At 71.2% G+C, this 23,422-nt stretch carries 20 protein-coding genes and 1 pseudogene; 11 read left to right on the top strand and 10 right to left on the bottom strand.

Features of this window, described 5'->3' with window-relative positions:
* The first annotated feature begins 2 nt into the window (after nucleotides 1-2).
* The 4 genes from PUR53_RS21245 to PUR53_RS21260 all read left to right on the top strand — a co-directional run bounded on the left by PUR53_RS21245 (nucleotide 3) and on the right by PUR53_RS21260 (nucleotide 4,721).
* Nucleotides 3-1,082, top strand: a complete 1,080-nt coding sequence (locus PUR53_RS21245) for a thiamine ABC transporter substrate-binding protein (RefSeq protein WP_329909292.1) — start codon at nucleotides 3-5, stop codon at nucleotides 1,080-1,082.
* A 140-nt stretch (nucleotides 1,083-1,222) separates the two neighbouring features.
* Nucleotides 1,223-2,821: an ABC transporter permease gene (locus PUR53_RS21250; protein ID WP_329909293.1), complete on the top strand. Its 1,599-nt coding sequence runs from the start codon at nucleotides 1,223-1,225 to the stop codon at nucleotides 2,819-2,821.
* Complete coding sequence (locus tag PUR53_RS21255; RefSeq protein WP_329909294.1) at nucleotides 2,821-3,855, top strand: ABC transporter ATP-binding protein; 1,035 nt, start codon at nucleotides 2,821-2,823, stop codon at nucleotides 3,853-3,855. The genes PUR53_RS21250 and PUR53_RS21255 overlap by 1 nt, the downstream gene beginning before the upstream one ends.
* An 11-nt stretch (nucleotides 3,856-3,866) precedes the next feature.
* On the top strand, nucleotides 3,867-4,721 hold the full coding sequence (locus PUR53_RS21260) for a maleylpyruvate isomerase N-terminal domain-containing protein (RefSeq protein WP_329898858.1): 855 nt from the start codon (nucleotides 3,867-3,869) through the stop codon (nucleotides 4,719-4,721).
* Nucleotides 4,722-4,830: 109 nt separating this feature from the next.
* On the opposite strand, the gene PUR53_RS21265 is transcribed toward PUR53_RS21260, so the two are convergent.
* The 7 genes and pseudogenes from PUR53_RS21265 to PUR53_RS21295 all read right to left on the bottom strand — a co-directional run bounded on the left by PUR53_RS21265 (nucleotide 4,831) and on the right by PUR53_RS21295 (nucleotide 12,136).
* On the bottom strand, nucleotides 4,831-5,577 hold the full coding sequence (locus tag PUR53_RS21265) for an LAETG motif-containing sortase-dependent surface protein (RefSeq protein WP_329898859.1): 747 nt from the start codon (nucleotides 5,575-5,577) through the stop codon (nucleotides 4,831-4,833).
* A 105-nt stretch (nucleotides 5,578-5,682) separates the two neighbouring features.
* The gene (locus tag PUR53_RS21270; RefSeq protein WP_329909296.1) at nucleotides 5,683-6,828 is read right to left on the bottom strand and encodes an LOG family protein; all 1,146 of its coding nucleotides are present in this window, start codon (nucleotides 6,826-6,828) and stop codon (nucleotides 5,683-5,685) included.
* Between the two features lie 151 nt (nucleotides 6,829-6,979).
* The gene (locus tag PUR53_RS21275) at nucleotides 6,980-7,387 is read right to left on the bottom strand and encodes a VOC family protein (RefSeq protein ID WP_239757509.1); all 408 of its coding nucleotides are present in this window, start codon (nucleotides 7,385-7,387) and stop codon (nucleotides 6,980-6,982) included.
* A 109-nt stretch (nucleotides 7,388-7,496) separates the two neighbouring features.
* Nucleotides 7,497-8,801, bottom strand: a complete 1,305-nt coding sequence (locus PUR53_RS21280) for a hypothetical protein (protein ID WP_329898861.1) — start codon at nucleotides 8,799-8,801, stop codon at nucleotides 7,497-7,499.
* A 446-nt stretch (nucleotides 8,802-9,247) separates the two neighbouring features.
* Nucleotides 9,248-9,961, bottom strand: a pseudogene (locus tag PUR53_RS21285) (ABC transporter ATP-binding protein); the annotation flags it as partial.
* Nucleotides 9,962-10,227: 266 nt separating this feature from the next.
* The gene (locus PUR53_RS21290) at nucleotides 10,228-11,592 is read right to left on the bottom strand and encodes an aspartate aminotransferase family protein (protein ID WP_329909298.1); all 1,365 of its coding nucleotides are present in this window, start codon (nucleotides 11,590-11,592) and stop codon (nucleotides 10,228-10,230) included.
* Nucleotides 11,593-11,611: 19 nt separating this feature from the next.
* Nucleotides 11,612-12,136 (bottom strand): Lrp/AsnC family transcriptional regulator, encoded by a 525-nt coding sequence (locus PUR53_RS21295; RefSeq protein ID WP_239757512.1) that lies wholly within the window; start codon nucleotides 12,134-12,136, stop codon nucleotides 11,612-11,614.
* A gap of 177 nt (nucleotides 12,137-12,313) precedes the next feature.
* Between PUR53_RS21295 and PUR53_RS21300 the strand changes: the two genes are divergently transcribed.
* The 6 genes from PUR53_RS21300 (at nucleotide 12,314) to PUR53_RS21325 (ending at nucleotide 19,288) form a co-directional block, all read left to right on the top strand.
* Nucleotides 12,314-13,759 carry a gamma-aminobutyraldehyde dehydrogenase gene (locus tag PUR53_RS21300; RefSeq protein WP_329909300.1) on the top strand — a complete coding sequence of 482 codons (1,446 nt, stop codon included), beginning with the start codon at nucleotides 12,314-12,316 and terminating at the stop codon, nucleotides 13,757-13,759.
* Between the two features lie 99 nt (nucleotides 13,760-13,858).
* Entirely contained in the window at nucleotides 13,859-15,016 is a 1,158-nt protein-coding gene (locus PUR53_RS21305) for an ABC transporter substrate-binding protein (RefSeq protein WP_329898864.1), read from the top strand.
* A 122-nt stretch (nucleotides 15,017-15,138) separates the two neighbouring features.
* On the top strand, nucleotides 15,139-15,939 hold the full coding sequence (locus PUR53_RS21310) for an MBL fold metallo-hydrolase (RefSeq protein WP_329909301.1): 801 nt from the start codon (nucleotides 15,139-15,141) through the stop codon (nucleotides 15,937-15,939).
* Nucleotides 15,940-16,143: 204 nt separating this feature from the next.
* Nucleotides 16,144-16,803, top strand: coding sequence for a YceI family protein (locus PUR53_RS21315; protein ID WP_329898866.1), 660 nt, complete (start codon nucleotides 16,144-16,146; stop codon nucleotides 16,801-16,803).
* A gap of 84 nt (nucleotides 16,804-16,887) precedes the next feature.
* The gene (locus PUR53_RS21320; protein ID WP_329909303.1) at nucleotides 16,888-17,433 is read left to right on the top strand and encodes a hypothetical protein; all 546 of its coding nucleotides are present in this window, start codon (nucleotides 16,888-16,890) and stop codon (nucleotides 17,431-17,433) included.
* Nucleotides 17,434-17,590: 157 nt separating this feature from the next.
* On the top strand, nucleotides 17,591-19,288 hold the full coding sequence (locus tag PUR53_RS21325) for a sigma-70 family RNA polymerase sigma factor (RefSeq protein WP_329909305.1): 1,698 nt from the start codon (nucleotides 17,591-17,593) through the stop codon (nucleotides 19,286-19,288).
* 58 nt (nucleotides 19,289-19,346) lie between these two features.
* On the opposite strand, the gene PUR53_RS21330 is transcribed toward PUR53_RS21325, so the two are convergent.
* A complete protein-coding gene (locus PUR53_RS21330) occupies nucleotides 19,347-20,051 on the bottom strand; it encodes a glycerophosphodiester phosphodiesterase (protein ID WP_329909306.1) in 705 nt (234 codons plus the stop codon).
* A gap of 23 nt (nucleotides 20,052-20,074) precedes the next feature.
* On the bottom strand, nucleotides 20,075-21,178 hold the full coding sequence (locus tag PUR53_RS21335) for an adenosine deaminase (protein WP_443078196.1): 1,104 nt from the start codon (nucleotides 21,176-21,178) through the stop codon (nucleotides 20,075-20,077).
* A gap of 205 nt (nucleotides 21,179-21,383) precedes the next feature.
* On the opposite strand from PUR53_RS21335, the gene PUR53_RS21340 reads away from it, so the two are divergent.
* Nucleotides 21,384-22,607: a DUF4190 domain-containing protein gene (locus PUR53_RS21340; RefSeq protein WP_329909307.1), complete on the top strand. Its 1,224-nt coding sequence runs from the start codon at nucleotides 21,384-21,386 to the stop codon at nucleotides 22,605-22,607.
* 94 nt (nucleotides 22,608-22,701) lie between these two features.
* On the opposite strand, the gene PUR53_RS21345 is transcribed toward PUR53_RS21340, so the two are convergent.
* Complete coding sequence (locus tag PUR53_RS21345) at nucleotides 22,702-23,268, bottom strand: NADAR family protein (protein ID WP_329898871.1); 567 nt, start codon at nucleotides 23,266-23,268, stop codon at nucleotides 22,702-22,704.
* Nucleotides 23,269-23,422 lie beyond the last annotated feature (154 nt).

The following is a 23,422-nucleotide window of genomic DNA, read 5'->3' on the forward strand; positions in this document are numbered from 1 at the left end:
CAGTGCACATCAGAACGTTCGTCGCCGCGGCCGTCGGCCTCGGGCTTGTCACCCTGTCCGCGTGCGGCTCGTCCTCGGACGACACCGGCTCCGACGGCGGTTCCAAGACCGTCACCCTCGTCAGCCACGGCTCCTTCGCCTACTCCAAGGACGTGCTGAAGGCGTTCGAGAAGGAGTCCGGGTACAAGGTCAAGGTCCTCAAGAGCGGGGACGCGGGGCAGGCCGTCAACCAGGCCATCCTGACCAAGGACAACCCGCAGGGCGACGTCTTCTTCGGCGTCGACAACACACTGCTCTCCCGCGCGCTCGACAACGGCCTCTTCCAGCCGTACGAGGCGAAGGGGCTCGACAAGGTCGGCGCCGAGTACCAGGTGGACAAGGACGAGCACCGGGTCACGCCCATCGACTCCGGTGACATCTGCGTCAACTACGACAAGGCGTACTTCAGCGAGAAGAAGATCGAGCCGCCCAGCACCTACGCCGATCTGATCAAGCCCGAGTACAAGGATCTGCTCGTCACCGAGAACGCCTCCACCTCCTCGCCGGGGCTCGGATTCCTGCTCGGTTCGGCCGCGGAGTTCGGCGACGGCGGCTGGGAGGGTTACTGGGAGAAGCTCAAGGCCAACGGTGTGAAGGTCGTCGACGGCTGGGAGCAGGCCTACTACCAGGAGTTCTCCGGGTCGACGGACGGCAAGAAGGCCGGCGGTGACCGGCCGCTCGTCGTGTCGTACGCCTCCTCGCCGCCCGCCGAGGTCGTCTACGCGGAGCCGCGGCCCAAGACCGCGCCGACCGGGGTCGCCGAGGGCACCTGCTTCCGGCAGATCGAGTTCGCGGGGCTGCTGAGCGACGCGAAGAACGCCGAGGGCGGCAAGGCGCTGATCGACTTCCTGATCTCGAAGCGGTTCCAGGAGGACATGCCGCTCAACATGTTCGTGTACCCGGTGGTCGAAGGGGCGTCCGTGCCCGCCGAGTTCACCGAGTACGGGCCCGCGGCGAAGGACCCCGAGACCATGGCGCCGGAGAAGATCGCCAAGAACCGTGACCAGTGGGTCAAGTCGTGGACCTCGCTCGTACTGAAGTAGACGAGGCCGCCGTGCCGGCCGGGACCACAGAGGCCGAAGCCGCCGGGACCGCCGTGGCCGCGCCGCGGCGGTCCCGCCGACCTCGCGGCCCTGGCCGACCGGGTTCCGGTCGGCCAGGAGGCGCGGCCCGGCTCGGGCTCATGGTGGTGCCCGTCGTCTTCTTCGGGCTGTTCTTCGCCCATCCTGTGGCGGCGATCGTCGTCCGGGGGCTGAAGGCCGACGGGAGCTGGGACCTCGGGCGGATCGGGGAGGTGCTGGGGGACCCGGGGATCCGGCACGTGCTGTGGTTCACCACCTGGCAGGCGCTCGTCTCGACCGCGCTCACGCTGGCGATCGCGCTCCCCGGCGCATATGTGTTCGCGCGCTTCGATTTCAGGGGCAAGGAGCTGCTGCGGGCGGTCGTGACCGTGCCGTTCGTCCTGCCGACCGTGGTCGTCGGAACGGCCTTCCTGGCACTGGTCGGGCGCGGCGGGCTCTTCGACGAGCTGTGGGGCGTACGGCTCGACACAACGGTCTGGGCGATTCTCCTCGCTCATGTGTTCTTCAACTACGCGGTCGTCGTACGGACCGTCGGCGGCCTCTGGGCTCAGCTCGACCCCCGGCAGGAGGAGGCCGCGCGGATGCTCGGCGCTTCCCCGCTCGCGGCCTGGCGCAAGGTGACCCTCCCCGCTCTCGCGCCGGCGGTGGCCGCCGCCGCTCTGATGGTCTTCCTCTTCACCTTCACCTCGTTCGGGGTGGTGCAGATCCTCGGCGGGCCGACCTTCTCCACGCTCGAAGTCGAGATCTACCGCCAGACCTCGGAGATCTTCGACCTGACCACCGCCGCCGTGCTGACGCTGGTGCAGTTCGCCGCGGTCGGGCTGATCCTCGCCGTGCACGCCTGGACCGTACGGCGGCGGGAGACCGCCCTGCGCCTGGTGGACGCCTCGCTCACCGCCCGGCGGCCGCGCGGGGCGGGGCAGTGGGCCCTGCTGGGCACGGTCCTCACGACCGTCGTCGTGCTGATCCTGCTGCCGTTGGGCGTGCTGGTGGAGCGGTCGCTCGACGTACCCGGCTTCGGCTCCTACAAGGCGCTGACCAGCGACGAGAGCGGCATCTTCCTGGTCCCGCCGATCGAGGCGGTCGGCAACTCGCTCCGCTACGCGGCCGTCGCGACCGTCATCGCCCTGCTCGTCGGCGGACTCGCCGCCGCCGCGCTCACCCGGCGCGCGGGACGGCTCGTCCGGGGCTTCGACGCGCTGCTGATGCTGCCGCTCGGGGTGTCCGCGGTGACGGTCGGGTTCGGATTTCTGATCGCGCTGGACGAGCCGCCGCTGGACCTGCGGTCGTCCTGGATCCTTGTACCGCTCGCCCAGGCCCTGGTCGGCGTCCCCTTCGTCGTACGGATCATGCTGCCCGTGCTTCGCGCGGTGGACGAACGGCTGCGGGAGACCGCGGCCGTGCTCGGGGCGTCGCCGTGGCGGGTGTGGCGCGAGGTCGATCTGCCCATGGTGCGGCGGGCGTCGCTGGTCGCGGCCGGGTTCGCCTTCGCCGTCTCGCTCGGGGAGTTCGGGGCGACCGTGTTCATCGCGCGCGCCGACAATCCGACGCTGCCGGTCGCCGTGGCACGGCTGCTCGGACGGCCCGGTGAGCTCAACTACGGCCAGGCGATGGCCCTTTCGACGATTCTGATGGTGGTGTGCGCGGTGGCCCTGCTGGTGCTGGAACGCCTCCGTACCGATCGCACGGGGGAGTTCTGATGTTGCTCAGGCTGGAGGGCGCGACCGTAAGGTTCGATGGTCGGCCCGTGCTCGACGGGGTCGACCTGGAGGTCGCCGAGCACGAGATCGTGTGTGTGTTGGGGCCCAGCGGCAGCGGCAAGTCGACGCTGCTGCGGGTGGTCGCCGGGCTGCAACCCCTCGACGGCGGGCGGGTGTCGCTCGGCGGGCGGGACCAACGCGGCGTGCCCGCCCACAAGCGGGGTATCGGTCTGATGTTCCAGGACCACCAGCTCTTCCCCCAGCGGGACGTGGCCGGCAACGTCGCCTTCGGGCCCCGAATGCACGGCGCGACGAAGGACGAACGGGCCCTACGCGTACGGGAGTTGCTGGAGCTGGTCGGACTGCCCGGGGCCGGGCGGCGGCGCGTCGGCGAGCTGTCCGGCGGTGAACAGCAGCGGGTCGCGCTGGCGCGAGCCCTCGCACCGAGCCCCCGGCTGCTGATGCTCGACGAGCCCCTGGGGCAGCTGGACCGGTCGCTGCGGGAGCGTCTGGTCGTCGAACTCCGTGAGCTGTTCGGGGAGTTGGGGACGACCGTGCTGGCGGTCACGCACGACCAGGGCGAGGCGTTCGTGCTGGCCGACCGGGTCGTGGTGATGCGGGACGGGCGGATCGCCCAGTCCGGTACGCCCCTTGAGGTGTGGCGGCGGCCGGCGGACGAGTTCGTGGCCCGCTTCCTCGGCTTCGACAACGTGGTGGAGGCGACGGTGACCGGGCAGACGGCGGACACGGTGTGGGGCAAGGTCCCGGTGCCGGAGGGTTCGCCGCAGGGGGCGTGCGCGCTGCTCGTGCGGCCCGCCGGCGTACGGCTGGTGGACGCGGCCGGCGGGCTGCGCTGCACGGTGGCCGCCCGCACGTTCCGGGGCACGCATGTCGCCCTGCACCTCCAGCCGGAGGGCGCGCCGCGACTGGAGGCGGCGTGCGCGCTGCGGGACGCGCCCGAGCCCGGGGAGGACGTCGGCGTGAGCTTCGACGAGGCCGAAATCGTCGTGCTGGGAGCCGGTGCCGCCGCATAAGGTGCGGCACCATGGCGATGCTTACGCAAGAACCCCGGGCGCGGCATGAGCGCTACTGTGCCGAGATCGAGCTCCAGGTACGGAAGTTGCGGGACCTCGTGACCTCCGGGGCCGATCTGTCGGCGACCGTGCCGACCTGCCCCGACTGGTCGCTGGAACAGCTGCTGCGGCACACCGGAGGCGCCCTGCGCTGGGTCGAACTGAACGTACGGACCCGGGCGAAGGAGGAGGTCCCCGAGACGGACGTCCCGCTCCACGAGGGGCCGGAGCGGCAGGGGGACCCGGCCGCGCTGGACGCGTGGCTGGCGGAGAGCGGGGCGATGACCGTAACCGCACTGCGCGAGGCGGGTCCCGAGGCGCCCGTGTGGTCGTGGGGGTGGGAGCACAGCGCGGGGTTCTGGGCCCGTCGGATGGCGCACGAGCAGGTCGTCCACGGGGCCGATGCCGCGCTCACCGTCGGACGGGCGGTCGAGGTGGCGCCGGAGATCGCCGCGGACGCCATCGACGAGTGGCTGGAGATCGTCGAGTTCGTGCAGCGGACCATGCCGCACGACGAGGCGGTCGAACTGCGCGGCCCGGGGCGCAGCATCCACCTCCACGCCACCGACACGTCCGCTGAAGTCGACGCCGAGCGGAGCGAGATGGGGGTCCCCCCGCCCGAAGGGTGGGGGAGGGTGGTCGAGCTGACCGAGGACGTGGTGCGCTGGCGGCGCGGCCATGAGAAGGCGACGGTGGCGCTGCGCGGCCCGCTCACCGAGGTGCTGCTCGCCTTCTATCGCCGACTGCCGCCGGACGGTGGGGAGTTGGAGGTGCTGGGGGACCGGGAGCTGCTGGACTTCTGGCTGCGGCGGGCCACGTTCGGGTGAGTGCTCCCGGAACAGCGGGTGGCTCGTGCTTCGCGGTGCGCGCCTGGAACAGCGGGTGGCCCGTACCCCGTGGTGAAGGGGTACGAGCCACGGTCCTGACGGACCTGGGTCAGCGGGTGGAGGCTCCACGCCGCCGCATGCTGTAGTACACGGCACCGGCGCCGAGGGCGACCAGGGCCGCCGCGGCACCGGCGATCGTGCCGGTGTTGGAGTCGCCACCGGTCTCGGCGAGGCCCGAGTCACCCTCGGGGGAGGGGGCGTTGTCGCCGTTCGAACCCGCGGGGACGGTGCCCTCGGACGCGGACGGCGTGGGGTCCGTCTTGGTCCGGGACGGCTCGCCCTCGTCCTGCCCCTTCTCCTGCCCCGTCTCCTCGTCCTTCTCCTTCTGCTTCTCCTTGCCCTTGTCGTCGGTGGACTTCCCCGGGGCCTCGGACGCGGCCGGCGGGGTGATGGCTTCGGCCGTGCAGGCGTCGGCGGGGGCCACCAGGATCGGCAGGTCCTCGTCGACGTAGCCCTTCGCCTCGACGTGGATGCGGTACTCGGCGTTCGGCTCCCAGTCCTCGTCGAAGGTGACGGTGACACCCTTGGCGGTGGAGTCCTTGATCGTCCGGCTGCCGACCATGCGCAGGTCGGCGCCGTTGTTCTCCAGGTAGACCGTGATCTCGGCCTTGACGCCCAGCGGGTCCACGTCGGTCACCCGGATGACGCCCTCGTCGCCGTCGCACTCGGCGACGGCGGAGAAGTCCTTGATGCTGCATGCCATGGCGTTGCCCGCGACACCGAGCACAAGTGCGACGGAGGCGAAAGCAACACCGATGGAGCGCGAAGTCCGCGCGCTACGGGGAGATATGGACACGTTTGCCCTTCACGGGAAGCACAGGGGAGTGGGGGTGACGGAGGGCCGCCGGGGGAGCGGCCTCCCCATGTGCCTCACAGGTTTATAAGCGCGCCATAAGTCATGTCAATCCGAAGAAGTGTTTGGACGGTCGCCGAGTCGTGCCAGGGCCTCCGGCGCCTCCTCGATCCGGTCGACGAGGGCCATCCGGGACTCCATCGAACGGCCCCGCGCCAGCGATCGCAGCAGCGGCCAGGTCGGCAGCCTCTCCGTCCAATGTTCCCGGTCCACGAGGACCATGGGGGTCGGTTCGCCGCGCGACTCGTAGTAGTTGGGGGTCGCGTTGTCGAAGATCTCCTGGACGGTTCCGGCGGCCCCGGGCAGGAAGACGACGCCGGCGCCGCAGCGGGCGAGGAGACCGTCCTCGCGGGTGGCGTTGGCGAAGTACTTGGCGATGTGCGACGCGAACGGGTTCGGCGGCTCGTGGCCGTAGAACCAGGTGGGGACGCCGACGGAGGTGCCGCCCCTCGGCCAGCGGGTGCGCACCTCGAAGGCGGCGCTCGCCCAGTCGGTGATCGACGGGGTGAACTTCGGTGCCTTCGCCAGCAGTCGCAGCGACTCGGCGAGCATCTCGTCGTCGTACGGGGCCGCGTAGGCGCCCAGGTTCGCCGCCTCCATCGCGCCCGGACCGCCGCCGGTGGCGACCGTCAGGCCCGAGCGGGCCAGGGTGCGGCCGAGGCGGGCGGCGCCCTCGTACGCCTCCGTGCCGCGTGCCATCGCGTGGCCGCCCATCACGCCCACCACCCGGGCACCGGAGAGGAGTTCGTCGAGGGCGTCCGAGACGGAGTCGTCGTGGACGGCGCGCAGCATGGAGGCGTAGACGTCCCGGTCGGCCTTGGTGCGCTGGAACCAGGCGTAGGCGAGGGCGTCGGGCGTGGCCTCGTAACCGCCGTCGGACAGGGACGCGAAGAGTTCGTCGGGGGAGTAGAGCAGGCCCCGGTACGGGTCGAACGGTAGGCCGGGGACGGGCGGGAAGACCAGGGCGCCGTCCGTGCGTATCTTCGCCGCCGCCTCCGGTCGCATCGGGCAGCCGAGGAAGACGGCTTCCGCCGTGTCGGTGGCGAGCAGTTCGCGCGTACGGTCCGTCAGATCGACGGCCTGGACCCTGAATCCGGCGAGGGAGCCGCGCGCGGAGACGGTCGCGTCGAACTCCTCGATCGTCTCGATCTCGTGGTCGTCGTGGTGGGCCGCGTGGGCGGGCATCGTCTGCACCCCGCCCATGCTATTGCGCTCCGCTGGGCGGGCCGGGCGCCTATGGGGGTGGGGGCGACTGTGCTTGGCGGCTGCGGGTGGGTGGGGGTTGCTCGCGCAGTTCCCCGCGCCCCTGACGGGCGCGGGGGTACGCGGTGGACGAGCGGGGTCCTCAGCCCTCGATCGCCGACGGGTCCATCCATACGACCTCCCAGGTGTGGCCGTCGAGGTCGTCGAAGGCGCGGCCGTACATGAAGTCCATTTCCTGGACCTTGTCCGAGGCGGTGCCGCCGGCGGCGACCGCCTTCTCGACCAGCTCGTCGACCTTCTCGCGGCTCTCGGCGCTCAGACAGAGCATCACCTGGCTGGTCTTCGTGGCGTCCGCGATCTCCTTCGTGGTGAAGGTCGCGTAGAACGGCTTGGTGAGGAGCATCGCCACGATGGTGTCGCTGATCACGACGGAGGCCGCGTTCTCGTCGCTGAACTGCGGGTTGAGCGAGTAGCCGAGCTCCGTGAAGAACTTCTTCGAGGCGTCGAGGTCGTTCACGGGCAGGTTCACGAAGATCATCTGCTGGTACATGGCGAGGTCTCTCCCGTATCCGTCGTATGCGTTCCGGTCTGTTCGCAGGGGTAGACCGAGGGCCCCCGCGAAACTCATCGCCGCGCGCGAACTTTTTTCGTACGAGTTTTCAGGCGGCCAGCGGGAGCGCCGCCAGCTCGGCGATCGTCCAGGTCAGGGGGCCGAACACGGCGAGCAGGGCGCCCGCGCGGAGCAGGGCCGCCTGTCGGGGCAGCGCTCGGGGCGCCCCCATACGCACCAGCGCGGCCGTGGTGTCCGCGTGCGCCCGCCGGGCCTCGACGGCGGCTGTCGCGAGCGTGAGCACGGCGCAGCCGGCCACCACGAGCGCCCCCAGCGAGGCGAGTGGGCCGACGGTGGGGCGCACGCCGGAGGCCAGCGTCACCATGGCGTACGCGCCGGAGGCCACCGCGCACACCACGCCGAGCGGGCGCCCGATGCGCCGGGCGTCCTCCTGCAGCACGCGCCCGGAGAGGAGGCGCAGTGCGCCGGGGCGTACGGACTGGAGCAGGCGTCCGGTGAGGTGGGTGAGGCCGGGCCCGGTGAGGATCAACCCGAGTGCGGTGAGCAGCCAGCCGCCGAGGACACCTGCGGGGCTGTCCGCGAAGCCGCCGGGGAGGGTGAGGCCGGTGCCGTCGTCGAACCGGCCGGCGTAGGTCTCGAGGGCGAGGCCGACGGCGAGCACGGCGACGCCCCAGGGGAGACCGCCGGGGGCGGGGCGCGGAGCCGGTGGTTCCGGCGGCTCCTGGGCAGCCCCGGGGGCGGTCGCGCCCTCCTCGTCGGACTCTTCCTCGTCGAACTTCTCCTCGTACTTGGTGGCGCCCGCCGAGGGCGCGGCGCGGCGGGCGATCGCGAAGGTGTCGTACGCCATGAAGCGGGTCCGGGGGCCGGTGGGCCTGGCCCCGGTGTCCTTGGGGCGCAGGACGAGCGCGGTGGTGACGGAGGCGACGGCCGGCACGAGGGCGAGGAGGGTCAGGGTGGCGGGGAGGGGAAGGGGGCGGTCGGCGGCGAGGAGGTCGGTGGCAGCGCCGTCGAAGGGGAGGCCGGTGAGGTCGCCGCGCAGGTGGAGGAAGAAGAGGAGGGCGAGGAGGGAGCCGAGGACGGTGGACAGCGCCGTGGTGACCGCTGAGATGGCCATGAGCCGACCGGGGCCGAGGCCGATCGCGGAGAGGCCGGGGCGGGGGCGGGTGCCGGGGTCGGTGCGGGCCACCGTCACCGCGAAGTACACGGTGGCGGCGGCGGGCGCCGCGCACCAGGCCAGGCGGAGCGCCGAGCCGGACGGGGCGTGGGGGTGGGCCAGGGCGTGCCCGAGGGCGCAGAGCAGCAGGAAGCCGGTGCCGCCGGCGGCCGCGGCCACGAGCAGCCGGCGGAGCTGGACCACGGGGTGCGCCCGGCGGGCTAGACGGAGAGCGAGCACGCTGCCCGGCCTTCCCCGTCGGTGGCGGAGCGCGCCCCGGCCGGCTCGCCGTCGGTTTCGGCAGGTGGGTGGGCCTTCCCGTCGCCGGGTGGCCGTGCTTCGCCTTCGGCTGCGGGGCGGCCCACTTCTGTGGTGGGGGCCGGTCGGGCGGTGGTTTCGGCAGGCTGGTGGGTCTCTTCGTCGGCGGGTGTCCGGGGTTGGTCCTCGGTTGCGGGGCGGCTCGGCTCCGCGGCCGTGGAGCGGGCTGCCCGGGCTGGGGAGGCGACCCCTTTCGGGGTGGTCGGCCGGGGCTCTCGGGGTGCGGGGCGGCCCGCCTCCGCAGTGGTGGTCGGTGCGGCTTCGGGCGCGGTGTGGACCGGCGTCTCCGGGGTGGGGAGGCTCACGTCGACCGGGGTGTCGGGGGCCGTCCCGGGTGTCCCGGTGCGGCGGGGCCGGTCGGCGGGGATACGGCTCACGGACTCCGCGGCGCCGGGCAGGTGGACCGTCCTCACGTGGCGGCCGTCCAGGAGGGACACCGTACGGTCCGCGAGAGCGGCAGTGTCGGGGTCGTGGGTGGCGAGGACGACCGTGATGTGGTGGGAGCGCGCCGCCGTGGTGAGGGTGCGCAGGACGTGGGTGTGTTCGGCGCGGTGGAGCGGCGCGGTCGGTTCGTCCGCGAAGAGGACGGTGGGGGCGCAGACCAGGGCGCGGGCCACCACCACGCGCTGGCGCTCCGACTGCAGGAGCGCGTGCGGCCGCTTGCGGGCCGTGTCGCGGATGTCGAGGCGCTCCAGCCACTCCAGCGCGGCGGCCTTCGCGGCCCGCCGGCCGGTGCCGCGCAGCAGCAGGGGCAGGGCGGTGTTCTCCCAGGCGTTCAGCTCGGGGACGAGAACCGGCTCGGGGTCGATCCAGCCGAAGCGGTCCAGGCGCAGCCGTTCCCGGGCGTGCGCGCCCATCGTGTGCACGGGGACGCTGTTGAACCAGACCTCTCCCCGTTGGGGCCGCAGCTGTCCGGACAGGCACCGCAGGAGGGTGGTCTTGCCGCTGCCGCGCGGGCCGGTGACGGCGAGGATCTCGCCCTCCCGGACCCCCATCGACACACCGTGCAGGGCGGGCGAGCCGTCGTGCGCGTAGGTCAGACCACGTGCCCAGAGCACGTCGTTGTCCGGCGGGGCCACCATGGGCGTACACCTCGGTTCGGATCAGGATTGCCGGGGGAGCCCCCCGCCCGGGGGAACGAAGGCAGGGCCGATCGGTTACAGGGGCACGCTAGGGAGTCGGGGCGGCAGGGGGCGGACAGCACACGGCCCGGGACGCCCCCATCTCACTCGGATGGGGGCGTCCCGGGCCGTTTGAAAGGCCGTTGCCGTGCGGCCGTCGGAGGGCCTTGTCGTCGGCGGGGCTCGGTGCCCGGCGGGTCTCGGTACCGGAGGGTTTCGTGCCGCGACTACAGCAGCGTCCACGCCTCCGTCAGCGTCGCGCGCAGGATCTGTTCGATCTCGTCGAAGGTCGACTGGTCGGAGATCAGCGGCGGGGCGAGCTGGACGACCGGGTCGCCGCGGTCGTCGGCACGGCAGTAGAGGCCGTTCTCGAACAGCTTCTTCGACAGGAAGCCGTAGAGGATCCGCTCGGTCTCGCCGTCGTCGAAGCTCTCCTTCGTCGCCTTGTCCTTGACCAGCTCGATTCCGTAGAAGTAGCCGTTGCCGCGGACGTCGCCGACGATCGGCAGGTCGTGGAGCTTCTCCAGCGTGGATCGGAAGGCCGCCTCGTTGTCGAGGACGTGCTGGTTGAGCTTCTCGCGCTCGAACAGGTCGAGGTTGGCGAGGCCGACGGCCGCGGAGACGGGGTGGCCGCCGAAGGTGTAGCCGTGCAGGAAGGTGTTGTCGCCCTTGTAGAAGGGCTCGGCTATGCGGTCCGAGATGACGCAGGCGCCGATCGGGGAGTAGCCCGAGGTCATGCCCTTGGCGCAGGTGATCATGTCCGGCACGTAGCCGAACTTGTCGCAGGCGAACATCGTGCCGAGCCGGCCGAAGGCGCAGATGACCTCGTCCGACACCAGCAGCACGTCGTACTGGTCGCAGATCTCGCGGACCCGCCGGAAGTAGCCGGGTGGCGGCGGGAAGCAGCCGCCCGCGTTCTGCACCGGCTCCAGGAAGACGGCCGCGACCGTCTCGGGGCCCTCGAAGAGGATCTGCTGCTCGATCTGGTCGGCGGCCCAGCGGCCGAAGGCCTCCGGGTCGTCGCCGAAGTACGGAGCCCGGTAGATGTTGGTGTTCGGGACCTTGTGCGCGCCCGGCACCAGCGGCTCGAAGGGGGCCTTCAGGGCCGGCAGGCCGGTGATGGACAGGGCGCCCTGCGGGGTGCCGTGGTAGGCGACCGCGCGGGAGATGACCTTGTACTTGGTCGGCTTGCCCTGGAGCTTGAAGTACTGCTTGGCGAGCTTCCAGGCGGTCTCGACCGCCTCGCCGCCGCCGGTGGTGAAGAAGACCTTGTTCAGATCGCCGGGCGCGTACGAGGCGATACGTTCCGCCAGTTCGACGGCCTTCGGGTGGGCGTAGGACCACACCGGGAAGAAGGCCAGCTCCTGCGCCTGCTTGAACGCGGTCTCCGCGAGCTCGGTGCGGCCGTGGCCCGCCTGGACCACGAAGAGACCGGCGAGACCGTCGAGGTACCGCTTGCCCTTGTCGTCGTAGATGTACGTGCCCTCGCCCCGGACGATGGTGGGGACCGGGGAGTTCTCGTACGAGGACATGCGGGTGAAGTGCATCCACAGGTGGTCGTACGCGGTCTGGCTGAGGTCCTTGGGGCTCACGGTTATCGCGTCCTCACGGTTATCGGGTTCCCCACATGTAGGTCTGCTTCTTGAGCTTGAGATAGACGAAGCTCTCCGTCGACCGCACGCCGGGCAGGGTCCGGATGCGCTTGTTGATGACCTCCAGGAGGTGGTCGTCGTCCTCGCAGACGATCTCCGCCAGCAGGTCGAAGGAGCCGGCGGTGATCACGAGGTACTCCACCTCCGACATGGCCGTCAGCGCGTCCGCCACCGGATCCAGGTCGCCGTCGACGTGGATGCCGAGCATCGCCTGGCGCCGGAAGCCCACGGTAAGCGGGTCGGTGACGGCGACGATCTGCATCACGCCCTGGTCGAGCAGCTTCTGCACGCGTTGGCGCACCGCCGCCTCGGAGAGGCCGACGGCCTTGCCGATCGCGGCGTACGGCCGTCGGCCGTCCTCCTGCAGCTGCTCGACGATGGCGAGGGAGACGGCGTCCAACTGAGGAGTGCCGTTCCTGGGCTCCCGGGAGTCCCTGGAGTCCTTCGGGTCTGCGCTTCGACTGGCCACGGCCTCACTGTGCACGACGTCTCGACAGTTCCGCAAGGCTGAACCGATGAAATTCGTTGTTTACGGGGTTGTAGCTTGCGGATTTCGCAGTCAGCGAGGTGTCGGGGGTGTTGAAAACGTGGGGCGGCGGATTAGGGTGGTGTCTCAAAGGATGGACACCCCAACCTGGACACCCCACCTGGAGGGCCGGCAGTGAGCACCGAGCTGGGTCGACTGCGCAAGCTACGAAACTACGTCGATGGTGAATTCCGTGACGCCGTCGACGGACGGACCACCGAGGTGGTCAACCCCGCGACGGGCGAGGCCTACGCGACCGCGCCGCTGTCCGGACAGGCCGACGTCGACGCGGCGATGGCCGCCGCCGAGGCCGCGTTCCCGGGCTGGCGGGACACGACCCCTGCCGAGCGCCAGAAGGCCCTGCTGAAGATCGCCGACGCCTTCGAGGAGCGGGCCGAGGAGCTCATCGCGGCGGAGGTGGAGAACACGGGCAAACCGATCGGGCTGACCCGCTCCGAGGAGATCCCGCCGATGGTGGACCAGATCCGCTTCTTCGCGGGCGCCGCGCGGATGCTGGAGGGGCGCTCGGCCGGCGAGTACATGGAGGGCATGACCTCGATCGTGCGCCGTGAGCCGGTAGGCGTCTGTGCCCAGGTCGCGCCGTGGAACTACCCGATGATGATGGCCGTGTGGAAGTTCGCGCCGGCGATCGCCGCGGGCAACACCGTCGTGCTGAAGCCGTCGGACACGACGCCCGCGTCGACCGTGCTGATCGCCGAGATCATCGGGTCGATCCTGCCCAAGGGCGTCTTCAACGTCATCACCGGTGACCGTGACACCGGCCGGCTGATGGTCGAGCACCCGATCCCGGCCATGGCGTCCATCACCGGGTCCGTGCGGGCCGGTATGTCCGTCGCCGAGTCCGCGTCCAAGGACCTCAAGCGGGTCCACCTGGAGCTGGGCGGCAAGGCGCCGGTCGTCGTCTTCGCCGACACCGACATCGCCAAGGCCGTCGAGGACATCTCGGTGGCGGGCTTCTTCAACGCCGGGCAGGACTGTACGGCCGCGACCCGGGTCCTCGTCCAGGAGGGCATCCACGACGAGTTCGTGGCCGCGCTCGCGAAGGCGGCGGCCGAGACGAAGACGGGACAGCCGGACGACGAGGACGTGCTCTTCGGTCCGCTCAACAACCCCAACCAGCTCAAGCAGGTCGCCGGGTTCATCGAGCGGCTGCCGGCCCACGCCAAGGTCGAGGCCGGTGGCCACCAGGTCGGCGACAAGGGGTACTTCTACGCGGCGACCGTCGTCTCCGGGCTGAAGCAGGACGACGAGATCATCCAGCGGGAGGTCTTCGGACCGGTCATCACCGTGCAGTCCTTCTCCGACGAGGGACAGGCCGTCGAGTGGGCGAACGGCGTGGAGTACGCGCTGGCGTCGTCGGTGTGGACGAAGGACCACGGGCGGGCCATGCGGATGTCGAAGGCGCTGGACTTCGGGTGTGTGTGGATCAACACGCACATCCCGCTGGTCGCGGAGATGCCGCACGGCGGGTTCAAGAAGTCCGGGTACGGCAAGGACCTGTCGGGCTACGGGTTCGACGACTACACGCGGATCAAGCACGTGATGACGTCGTTGGACTGAGGGTTCGTCGACGGCTGAGGGTTGGTTGTGGCTGGTCGCGCAGTTCCCCGCGCCCCTTTTGGGCCTTCGGCCCATCGGGGCGCGGGGGGCCAAAAGGGCATGCTCACGCGTCGCTCCCTGCTGGGCGCGGGCGCGTCTCTCGGTGTACTGACCGGGTGCGGTGTGCCCGCCGCCTACGTGGCGCCGGGCGACCGGGCCGGGGTCGACCTCTCGGCCCGGGACAAGCGGCTGAGCTGGTCGAACTGGCCGCTCTACATCGACACGGACGACGAGGACGACACCCGGCGGCCGACCCTGGAGGCGTTCGAGGAGCGCACCGGGATCGCCGTCGACTACGTCGAGGAGATCAACGACAACGACGAGTTCTTCGGCAAGATCAGCCCGGCGCTGATGAACCACCAGCAGACCGGCCGTGACCTCGTGGTCGTCAGCGACTGGATGTGCGCCCGGTTCGTACGGCTCGGATGGGTGCAGGAGATGGACCGGGCCCGGCAGCCGAACGTCAGCCGTCATCTGGATCCGCAGCTCCGGTCGCCCGCCTTCGACCCCGGCCGGGCCTTCACCGTGCCGTGGCAGTCGGGGATCACCGGTATCGCGTACAACCGGCGGAGGGTGGGCCGCGAGATACGCCGGGTCGCCGACCTGTGGGCGGACGACCTCAAGGGGCGGGTGACCCTGCTCTCCGGGCTGGACGAGGCGTTCGCGTTGCTGATGCAGGGCAACGGAGTCGATGTCACGCGCTGGACGGCGGACGACTTCCACACCGTCTGCGACCAGGTCGCCTCCCGCGTCCGGGGCGGCCACATCCGCCGCTTCACCGGCAACGACTACATCAAGGACCTCTCCAGTGGGGACGTCCTCGCCTGCCAGGCCTATTCCGGGGACGTCATCCAACTCCAGGCCGACGACCCGGACATCCGGTTCGTCGTGCCCGAGGAGGGCGCCGAACTCTGGTCCGAGTCCCTGATGGTCCCCAACCTCGCACGCCACAAGACCAGCGCCGAGCGCCTGGTCGACCACTACTACGACCCCGAGGTGGCCGCCGAGCTCGCGGCCTGGGTCAACTACGTCTGCCCGGTCCCGGCGGCGCGCGACGTCCTGGCCTCCGCCAAGGACGAGGAGACCGCCGCCCTCGCCGAGGACCCCCTGATCTTCCCGGACGATGCCATGCGCGCCCGGCTCGCCGTCGCCCGGGACATCACGTCGGGGGAACGCCGTGAGTTCGCGCGGCGGTGGAACGGGATCGTGGGTCTGTAGGGCGGGCCCCGGCACGTCGGGGGAGCGGTTGGGGCGCGCCTGGGGGCGCCGGGGCGACTGGGGAGCGTGCCGGGGGTTGAAGGGTCACTTCGGGGTGGTGCCGGCGTTGGAGAAGGCGAGGGATGGCTGGGGACGGCCTCGTCGGCCTCGTCGTCCTCGTCGGTGTCGAACGCAGGAGGGCCGTCATGCGGCTGACCGACCATGTCACGCTCGTCGCCAGCGGAGCGTACGGGTTCGATCTCAGCGATCCGCTGGACTGTCATGTCTATCTGGTGCGCGGCACCCGGCACAGCGCGCTCGTGGACGCCGGTGCCGGACGGTCCGCCGAGGCGATCGTGCGCGCCGTGCGGGCCACCGGCGCCGACCCCCGGCATCTCCTCCTCACCCACGGCCACGCCGACCACGCGGGCGGCGCCGCCGCGCTCGCCGAACGGCTGCCCGGACTGCGTGTGCTGGCCGGTGCCGAGGCCAGGGGGTGGATCGCGGCGGGCGACGAGGCGGGCGTCAGTCTGGACCGGGGAAAGGCGTCCGGGTACTACCCGGCCGACTACACCTTCGCCCCCTGCCCCGAGGTCGAGGCCCTGTCCGACGGCGCGGAGATCGACCTCGGCGGCGGCGTGGTCCTGCGTGCCGTCGCGACGCCCGGTCATGCCGACGGCCACCTCTGCTACCACCTGCGCACCCCCGGCCACCAGGCGCTCTTCTCCGGGGACTGTGTCTTCACCGGGGGCCGCATCTCGCTCCAGAACCTGCACGACTGCCGGGTCCCCGAGTACGCGGCCAGTCTGAACCGGCTGGCCGCGCTCGACGTGGACGCGCTGTTCCCCGGCCACCACGAGGTCTCGCTCGCACGGGCGGGCCGGCATCTGGAGGCCGCCCGCGACACCCTCGCCCGTGGACTGCTGCCGAGGAGCACGACCTGACTGCGCGCGACTCCGGATGACTCCGTTTCTCTTCGGGTCGTTCCGGGGCGAATTGCGGCGGGACATTCGTGACCGCCCTGTGGAGATAATGCAATGGTCTGCCGCGCGGTGGCGTTTTATCAGCTTTTCGGGGTCGATTCGGGCCTGATGGATCCGCCGACGAAGGGTTGCGGCACATCCCGCCGTGCCGTAGTTACGTGAATCATGAACCTGTTCACCCGTGCTGCGTCCCTGCGCCGCCCGGCAGCCCCCACAGCCGCGCAACTCCCCCACGAGTCCGCGGCATTCGCTCCCGACGGTACGACCGACCCCGCCCTCGCGATGCTGACCGGCGAATGGATGATCGACGCGGCGCACAGTCGTATCGGTTTCTCCGTCCGGCACGCCCTGGTCACGACCGTGCGCGGGGCGTTCACCGAATATCAGAGCCGGCTCTATTTCGACGGCCGTGATCCCTCGCGTTCACGCGCCGAGATAGTGCTGTCCACCGCGTCCGTCGACACCGGAGTGGAACAGCGCGACGCCCATTTGATGGGTCGTGATTTCCTGGATGCCGCGACTTATCCGCGTATGCGCTTCGTCAGTACGGCTGTGCGGCTCGTCGGCAACGATGTCTACCGCATGGCCGGTGAACTCACGATCAAGAGCATCACCCGCCCCGTCGATCTGGAACTCACCTACATAGGGCACGTCATGGACCCGTTCGGATACGAGCGGGTCGGTTTCGACGGGACCACCACCATCAATCGTTCCGAATGGGGCCTCACCTACAACCAGCGGCTCGCGGAGGGCGGCGCCATGGTGAGCGAGAAGGTGCGCCTGCAGTTCGACATCGCCGCGATCCGCTCGATCCCCGGCGGCTGACGGTTCGACGCGTTCCCGTGGGGCCCGGCCCGGTGCCGGGCCCCCACTTTTGAACACGTTCAAGTGGGGGCGTACGCTCACCGCATGAGCGACAGAGCCGCCCTGCTCAAGGGCATCCGTGCGTGGCTGGTCTTCTTCGTGGTCTGTCTGGTGCTGAGCGGCGCCACGGCCTTCCCCCTGGTCCACGAGCTGCGTTGGACCGAGGAGTTGTTGCGGTCGCTGTCCGTCGGGGAGTACCTGCCGGCGCTCGTCGAGTGGATCGAGCGCGTACGGGCGGGGCTCGACGAGGCCGACGCCGAGTACCCCTTTCTCCTGTACGGCACGGACTGGCTGGCCTTCGCGCACCTGGTGATCGCGGTGTCCTTCTACGGCCCCTACCGCGATCCGGTGCGCAACATCTGGGTCATCGAGTTCGGCATGATCGCCTGCGCGGGGATCATCCCGCTGGCCCTGATCTGCGGGCCGATCCGGGGCATCCCCTTCTGGTGGACCGTGATCGACATGTCGTTCGGCGTCCTCGGGGTGATCCCGCTGTACGTCGTACGGCGGCGGATCAAGCGGCTGGAGGCCCTCACCGGCGGATGGGACCGGAAAACTGTTATCCCCGCCGCCTCCACACCGTCTCCGTAGGCACCCCTGTCTCCCCACATACAGGAGCGAGCCGTATGAGCAGTGTGCGCGGTGTGATCTCCGCCTCGGAGGTTCCCCAGGTCGGAGCGATGGCTGAGAAGGTACGGAACACAGCCGAGTGAACAGGGTGAGCCCAGCGGGACCGAAGGGGACGTACGTGGACGGGCGGCAGTGGCGCGCCACCATCGCGGCCGCGCAGGCGGGGGACCGGCGCGCCCTCGACGAGCTGGTCGAGGGCTGGTTGCCGCTCGTCTACAACATCGTCGGCCGGGCCCTCAACGGCCACGCCGACGTCGACGACGTCGTGCAGGAGACCATGCTGCGCGCCGTCGGCAATCTCGACACACTGCGTGATCCGGACAGCTTCCGTTCCTGGCTGGTCGCGATCGCGATGCGACAGATACGGGACCGGGCGCGCCGCCGCACCGCCGACCAGCTCGACGACCACGACGCCCACGATGCCGCCGACTTCGCCGAACTGACCGTGCTGCGGCTGCAGTTGGAGGGGCAGCGCAAGGAGGTCGCGGAAGCGGTCCGCTGGCTCGACGACGAGGACCGGCAGCTGTTGTCGCTGTGGTGGCTGGAGGTCGCGGGCGAACTCACCCGACGCGAACTCGCCTCCGCCGTCGGCATCAGCCGACAGCACGCCGCCGTACGCGTCCAGCGGATGAAGGCCCGGCTGGAGACCGCGCGCGGCATCGTCCGCGCCCTCGACTCCTCCTGCTCCGACCTGGGCCGCGTCACCGCACGCTGGAGCGGGCAACCCGACTCGGTGTGGCGCAAACGCATCGCCCGGCACATCCGCGGCTGCGCCCGCTGCGACGGTCACGGCCGCCCCGGCGAGGTCGTCGTCCCCGCCGAACGTCTCCTCGTCGGGCTCGCCCTGGTTCCCGTCCCCGTCGGCTTCACGCTGTCCCTGGCGTTCGGCGGCAAGACGGCCGTGGCGGCGACCGCCGCGACCGCCTCCGTAGGCTGGTCCGCCAAGGTGATCGGCGTCCTCACCAAGCCGGTCGTCGCGGTCTCGGCCGGCGCGACGATCGTCGCCGGGGGCGCGTACGTCGTGACGCAACCCCCGCAGGACCGGCCCGCGCAGGCCGCCCCGTCGGCGATGAGCACGGCCCGTGGGCCTGCGGCCCCGACGCCCCGCGCTCCGTCGCCCTCCTCGTCGCCGTCGTCGTCACCCTCGCCCTCGTCCTCCCCGTCGGCCACGAAGAAGAAGGCTCCGCAGGACCTGTACGGCACCGTCGTAGACGCGGCGGACGAGGCACCGGACCCGGACACCCCGCCCGCAGCCCTCCCTCGGCGGCCGGAGTCCGGCGTCACCAGCAGCGGTGGCGCGCGGACCGTGATGAACCACCGTGGCAACCACGTGACGTTCACGGGACAGGGGTACGTCCTGGTGCGCTGGCAGATCTCGCCCCAGTACCGGGCGGGCGGTCTGGTCATGCCGGCCTGGACCGGCCTCGACGGCAAGCTCTTCCACGTCGCCTCGGGCGGCGGGCGCCGCATGGACGACCCGACCTCCGCCGACGGCAGGACGTCGGGCATGGGCGGCCCCGACACCGGTTACACCGTCCTGCCCGACGGCACCCAACAGATGTGGCAGAACGAGTACTTCTACCTCGACGGCACGGTCACCCTCACCCAGAACGAACGCGGCGCCGACTACGGCATCACCGTGGCCCCCTCCAGCTGGGACGCCGTCACCGAGGACATCACCGTCGGACCCGAGCGGGGGGCCATCCGCTACGGCCTCGTCCGCGACGACGGCAAGGACTCGGCGCCGGTGCCGCAGTACGTCACCCGCGAGAAGCCGACGGACGCGGCGACCGTGCCACAGCGGTCCCAGGTGTAGCCGCGTCCGTGCGGACGGAGGCGGGGCCGGGGGCTGATCGCGTGGCTCCCCGCGTCCCTCAACGGGCCGGGCGCGCCTCGCCGGTGGCCCTGAGGGTGCACAGGGCATCGATCCGGTTGGTGGTGATCGAGTCGACGCCCCAGGAGAGCAGGCGGCGCATCGAGCGTCGGGTGTCCGGGGTCCAGGCGGACAGGAGGTAGCCGTCCCGGTGGACGCGGTCCGCCAAGGGGCGGGTGAGGAGGCCGAAGCGGTAGTTCAGCCAGCGCGGACGGATCGCGTCGAGGAGGGCGGGACGCGGTGGCGCGGAGGTCTTCCAGGTGAGGGCGAGCTCGGCCGTGGGGGCGGCGGCGCGGACGGCCAGCACGGTCCGCGGGTCGGCGCTGTAGTAGACCCGGTCCTCGGCATCGCACTCCCGTACGACGCCGAGGATCTGCCGCACCGCCCGGGGGTTCGCCGCACCCGGCAGGTCCACCATGACGCGGCTGCCCCCGGTGGCGAGCAGCGCGTCGGCCAGCGTCGGCACCCCGTCGGCCGTCAGCCCGCGCAGCTCCGCGGCGGAGAGCGCGGCCAGCGGGCGGTCCACCTCCCAGAGCCGGTTCAGCGTCGCGTCGTGGAGCAGGACCGGCACCCCGTCACGGGTCGTCCGCACATCGAACTCGACGGCGTCCGCACCCAGTTCGAGCCCGGCCCGCAGGGAGTCGAGCGTGTTCTCACGGTGGTGGTAGGGAGCGCCGCGATGGGCGACGGCTGTGACGGTGCGCATGAGGTGATTCGGTCCCGATCGGGTCAGGGGGTCAGCCAGGCCGAGGTGTAGGTGTCGATCTCGGCGGTCACCCGGGCCTTGCCGGGCTCGTCGAGGAAGGACGCCTCCACGGCGTTCTTCGCGAGCGCGGCCACGCCCTGCTCGTCGAGGTCGAGGAGGCGCGCGGCGACCGCGTACTCGGTGTTCAGGTCGGTGCCGAACATCGGCGGGTCGTCGGAGTTGACGGTGACCAGCACACCGGCCCGCACGAACTCCTTGATGGGGTGCTCGTCGAGGGTGCGGACCGCGCGGGTCGCTATGTTCGAGGTCGGGCAGACCTCCAGGGCGATCCGCTGCTCGGCGAGATGGGCCAGCAGCTTCGGGTCGCGGGCCGCGCTGGTGCCGTGGCCGATGCGCTCCGCGCGCAGTTCGCTCAGCGCGTCCCAGATCGTCTCGGGCCCTGTGGTCTCGCCGGCGTGCGGCACGGAGTGCAGCCCGGCCGCGATCGCCCGGTCGAAGTGCGGCTTGAACTGCGGCCTCGGCACCCCGACCTCGGGCCCGCCGAGACCGAACGACACCAGCCCCTCCGGCCGCAGCCGGTCCTCGGTGGCGAGCCGCAGGGTCTCGTCGGCCGCGGCAAGACCCGCCTCGCCGGGAATGTCGAAGCACCACCGCAGAACGGTCCCGAACTCGGCCTCCGCCGCCTTCCGGGCGTCCTCGATCGCGTCCATGAAGGCCCGCTCCTCGATCCCGCGACGGGTGGACGAGTACGGCGTGACAGTCAGCTCGGCGTAGCGCACCTGCTGCCGCGCCAGGTCCCGCGCCACCTCGAACGTCAGCAGCCGGACGTCCTCCGGGGTGCGGATCAGGTCCACGACGGACAGGTACACCTGGATGAAGTGGGCGAAGTCCGTGAACGAGAAGTAGTCCGCGAGCGCCTCGGGGTCCGTGGGCACCTGGGAGTCGGGGTGGCGGGCGGCCAGTTCCGAGACAATACGGGGGGAGGCGGAGCCGACGTGGTGCACGTGCAGTTCGGCCTTGGGCAGACCGGCGATGAAGGCGTGCAGATCGCGGGTGCCGGGAGCGGCGGCGGTGTCGGCGACGGCGGGGCTCAGGGGCACGCCCTGCGCGGTGCGGTGGTCGGTCAAGGTTCCTCCCCGGGAACGGCGTCCGCCCAGGACCGTGGTCCACCGCGGGGGACGCGGGTGATCGGCTGATCGATGACTCGGGGATCATCGTAGGCGGCCGTCCGCACGTCGATCCCCGGGCCTTAGCATGACCGAACGTACAGCTGCTCGCGTACGACGGAAAAGACGACGCAGAACGGCACGGAACGTCACAGGGGGACCCGCTATGTCAGCCGACGAGGCACCGATTCCGGACACACCCAACGCCCCACGGCCGGGCCAGTGGGCACCCCCACAGGGCGACGCCGAGCTGTCGCCGACGGTGGTCGACGGCGCCACCCTCCCGACGGTGACCGATGACGCCGCCCCGCTGACGGTGGTCGACGGTGCCGAGCTGCCGACGATGATCGACGACGCCGTGCCGCTGACGGTGGTGGACGGTGCGGCGCTCCCCACTATGACCGAGGACTCTGTTCCGTCGCCGTCGCCGTCGCCGTCGAGCGATGGTGCCGAACTGCTGACAGTGGCCGACGGTGTGCCCCTGCCGACCGCGCCGGACGTTCCGCAGCCAGAGGACGCGATACCGTCCCCGACGCTCGCCGAGGCACCCGCCGCGACAGCGACCCCGACGGTCGCCCTCGACAAGCCGAGCGCGCCGAGCCCTACGACCGCTCCGACCGCTCCGAGCCCGACGATCGCGTCCACCGCCTCCGCACCTCAGGCCCCGTACGACCCCTGGGCCGCACCGGCCGACATCCCGGCTCAGGGCAGCCCCGCGCACACGCCGACCCCCGCGCCGCAGCCCTGGGCGGGCCCGGGGGCGTTCGCACCCCCGGGTGACCGGCAGCCCGCGACGGCGCCCGCCCCCGCCCCCAACCCGTTCGCCCCGCCCGCGCCGGGCGCACCGCACGCGTCCTACCCGCCGCCCGCGGCCGCCGCGCCCTACACGGCCCCCGGCGCGGCCGTCCCCCCTCCGCCCATCGGTCCCGAAGGTCCGGGGCAGGTCCCGTACGGCTATTCCCAGCACCCGGCGTACCCGGGTGTCCACGCGCACCCCGGCGCCGGCTATCCCGCTCCGGGCGCGGGCTACGCCTGGCCCCTGTTGGCGCCGCCGCCGAGCAACGGGATGGGGATCGCGGCGATGGTGCTCGGTATCTGCGCCGCCGTGTTCTTCTGCCTCTGGCCGCTGGCGATCCTGCTGGGGGTCATGGCCATGATCTTCGGCTTCATCGGGCGGGCCAAGGCGCGCCGGGGCGAGGCGACGAACCCCGGGCACGCGCTGGCCGGGATCATCTGCGGAGTCGTCGGCATCCTGCTCGGCATCGGCTTCGTCGTCCTCCTCGTCCTGGCGGCCGAGAACGACGACTACGACTCGGACACCGACCCCTTCGACGACGGCTACTCCACGTCACTGTCCCTGGTGCTGCCGAGGCAAGAAGCCGCCCTGTAGCGCTGGGGAAGCGCGCCCCCGAAGGGGCGCGGGGAACTGCGCGACCAGCCACGACGCACCCGCAGCGGCCCGTCGCCCCGTCAATGGATGGCGCTCACACCTCGACTCCACTCGCGAGTCGCTCCCGCGCCGCCATCAGCGCGAACCCCAGCAGATTGGGGCCCCGCCACCGCGCGGGGTCCATCGCGCGCTCGTCGTCCGCCGCGAGGCCGATGCCCCAGATCCGGTCGACGGGGCTGGCCTCGACGAGCACGCGGCTGCCCGTGCCCAGCAGGAACGCCCGCAGGTCGGCGTGGGCGGCGAACTTGTGGAAGCTGCCCTCGACGACGATGCCGAAGCGCTCCCGCTGCCACAGGGCGTCGTCGAAGCCGCGCACCAGCCGCCCGACCTTCTTGGCCTGTGCGGGGCCCGACGCGGCCACGGCCTTGCGCTCCGCCTCCTGATCCCCGAAGAGACGGGCCTTCGAGGCCATCATCCAGTGCTCCGCCGTCGCGTACTCCACGCCGTCCACCGTGAACGGCGACGGCCACCACTGGCTCAGACAGCTCGCGCCGATGCGGCCGTCCGGCAGGGGACGGTGACCCCAGAAGTGCAGGTACTTGACCCTCGCCCCCGCGCGGACCGCTTCCGTCAGCGTGTCCCAAGAATCGATCTTCTCCATGCCGACGAGTCTGGCAGGAACCACTGACACACCGTCCTCGATTTCCTGTGTCGACTGGACACCTGGTCGACAGATTCCGTCGCGTAACCAAAAGGCAACAACGGAATCACTTGTTGGTGCCGCCTGGCTCTGTCAGGATCGGCACTCAAATCGA

Origin of the sequence: Streptomyces sp. SP18BB07, from assembly GCF_036322545.1 — a bacterium.
Lineage (GTDB): Bacteria > Actinomycetota > Actinomycetes > Streptomycetales > Streptomycetaceae > Streptomyces > Streptomyces deccanensis.

Bases quoted from the DNA above. Each gene is read 5' to 3' on its own strand.
- PUR53_RS21250 (WP_329909293.1), top strand. From the start codon at position 1,223: ATGGTGGTGCCCGTCGTCTTCTTCGGGCTGTTCTTCGCCCATCCTGTG.
- PUR53_RS21255 (WP_329909294.1), top strand. From the start codon at position 2,821: ATGTTGCTCAGGCTGGAGGGCGCGACCGTAAGGTTCGATGGTCGGCCC.
- PUR53_RS21260 (WP_329898858.1), top strand. From the start codon at position 3,867: ATGGCGATGCTTACGCAAGAACCCCGGGCGCGGCATGAGCGCTACTGT.
- PUR53_RS21275 (WP_239757509.1), bottom strand. From the start codon at position 7,387: ATGTACCAGCAGATGATCTTCGTGAACCTGCCCGTGAACGACCTCGAC.
- PUR53_RS21305 (WP_329898864.1), top strand. From the start codon at position 13,859: ATGCTCACGCGTCGCTCCCTGCTGGGCGCGGGCGCGTCTCTCGGTGTA.
- PUR53_RS21310 (WP_329909301.1), top strand. From the start codon at position 15,139: ATGGCTGGGGACGGCCTCGTCGGCCTCGTCGTCCTCGTCGGTGTCGAA.
- PUR53_RS21315 (WP_329898866.1), top strand. From the start codon at position 16,144: ATGAACCTGTTCACCCGTGCTGCGTCCCTGCGCCGCCCGGCAGCCCCC.
- PUR53_RS21320 (WP_329909303.1), top strand. From the start codon at position 16,888: ATGAGCGACAGAGCCGCCCTGCTCAAGGGCATCCGTGCGTGGCTGGTC.
- PUR53_RS21330 (WP_329909306.1), bottom strand. From the start codon at position 20,051: ATGCGCACCGTCACAGCCGTCGCCCATCGCGGCGCTCCCTACCACCAC.
- PUR53_RS21340 (WP_329909307.1), top strand. From the start codon at position 21,384: ATGTCAGCCGACGAGGCACCGATTCCGGACACACCCAACGCCCCACGG.
- PUR53_RS21345 (WP_329898871.1), bottom strand. From the start codon at position 23,268: ATGGAGAAGATCGATTCTTGGGACACGCTGACGGAAGCGGTCCGCGCG.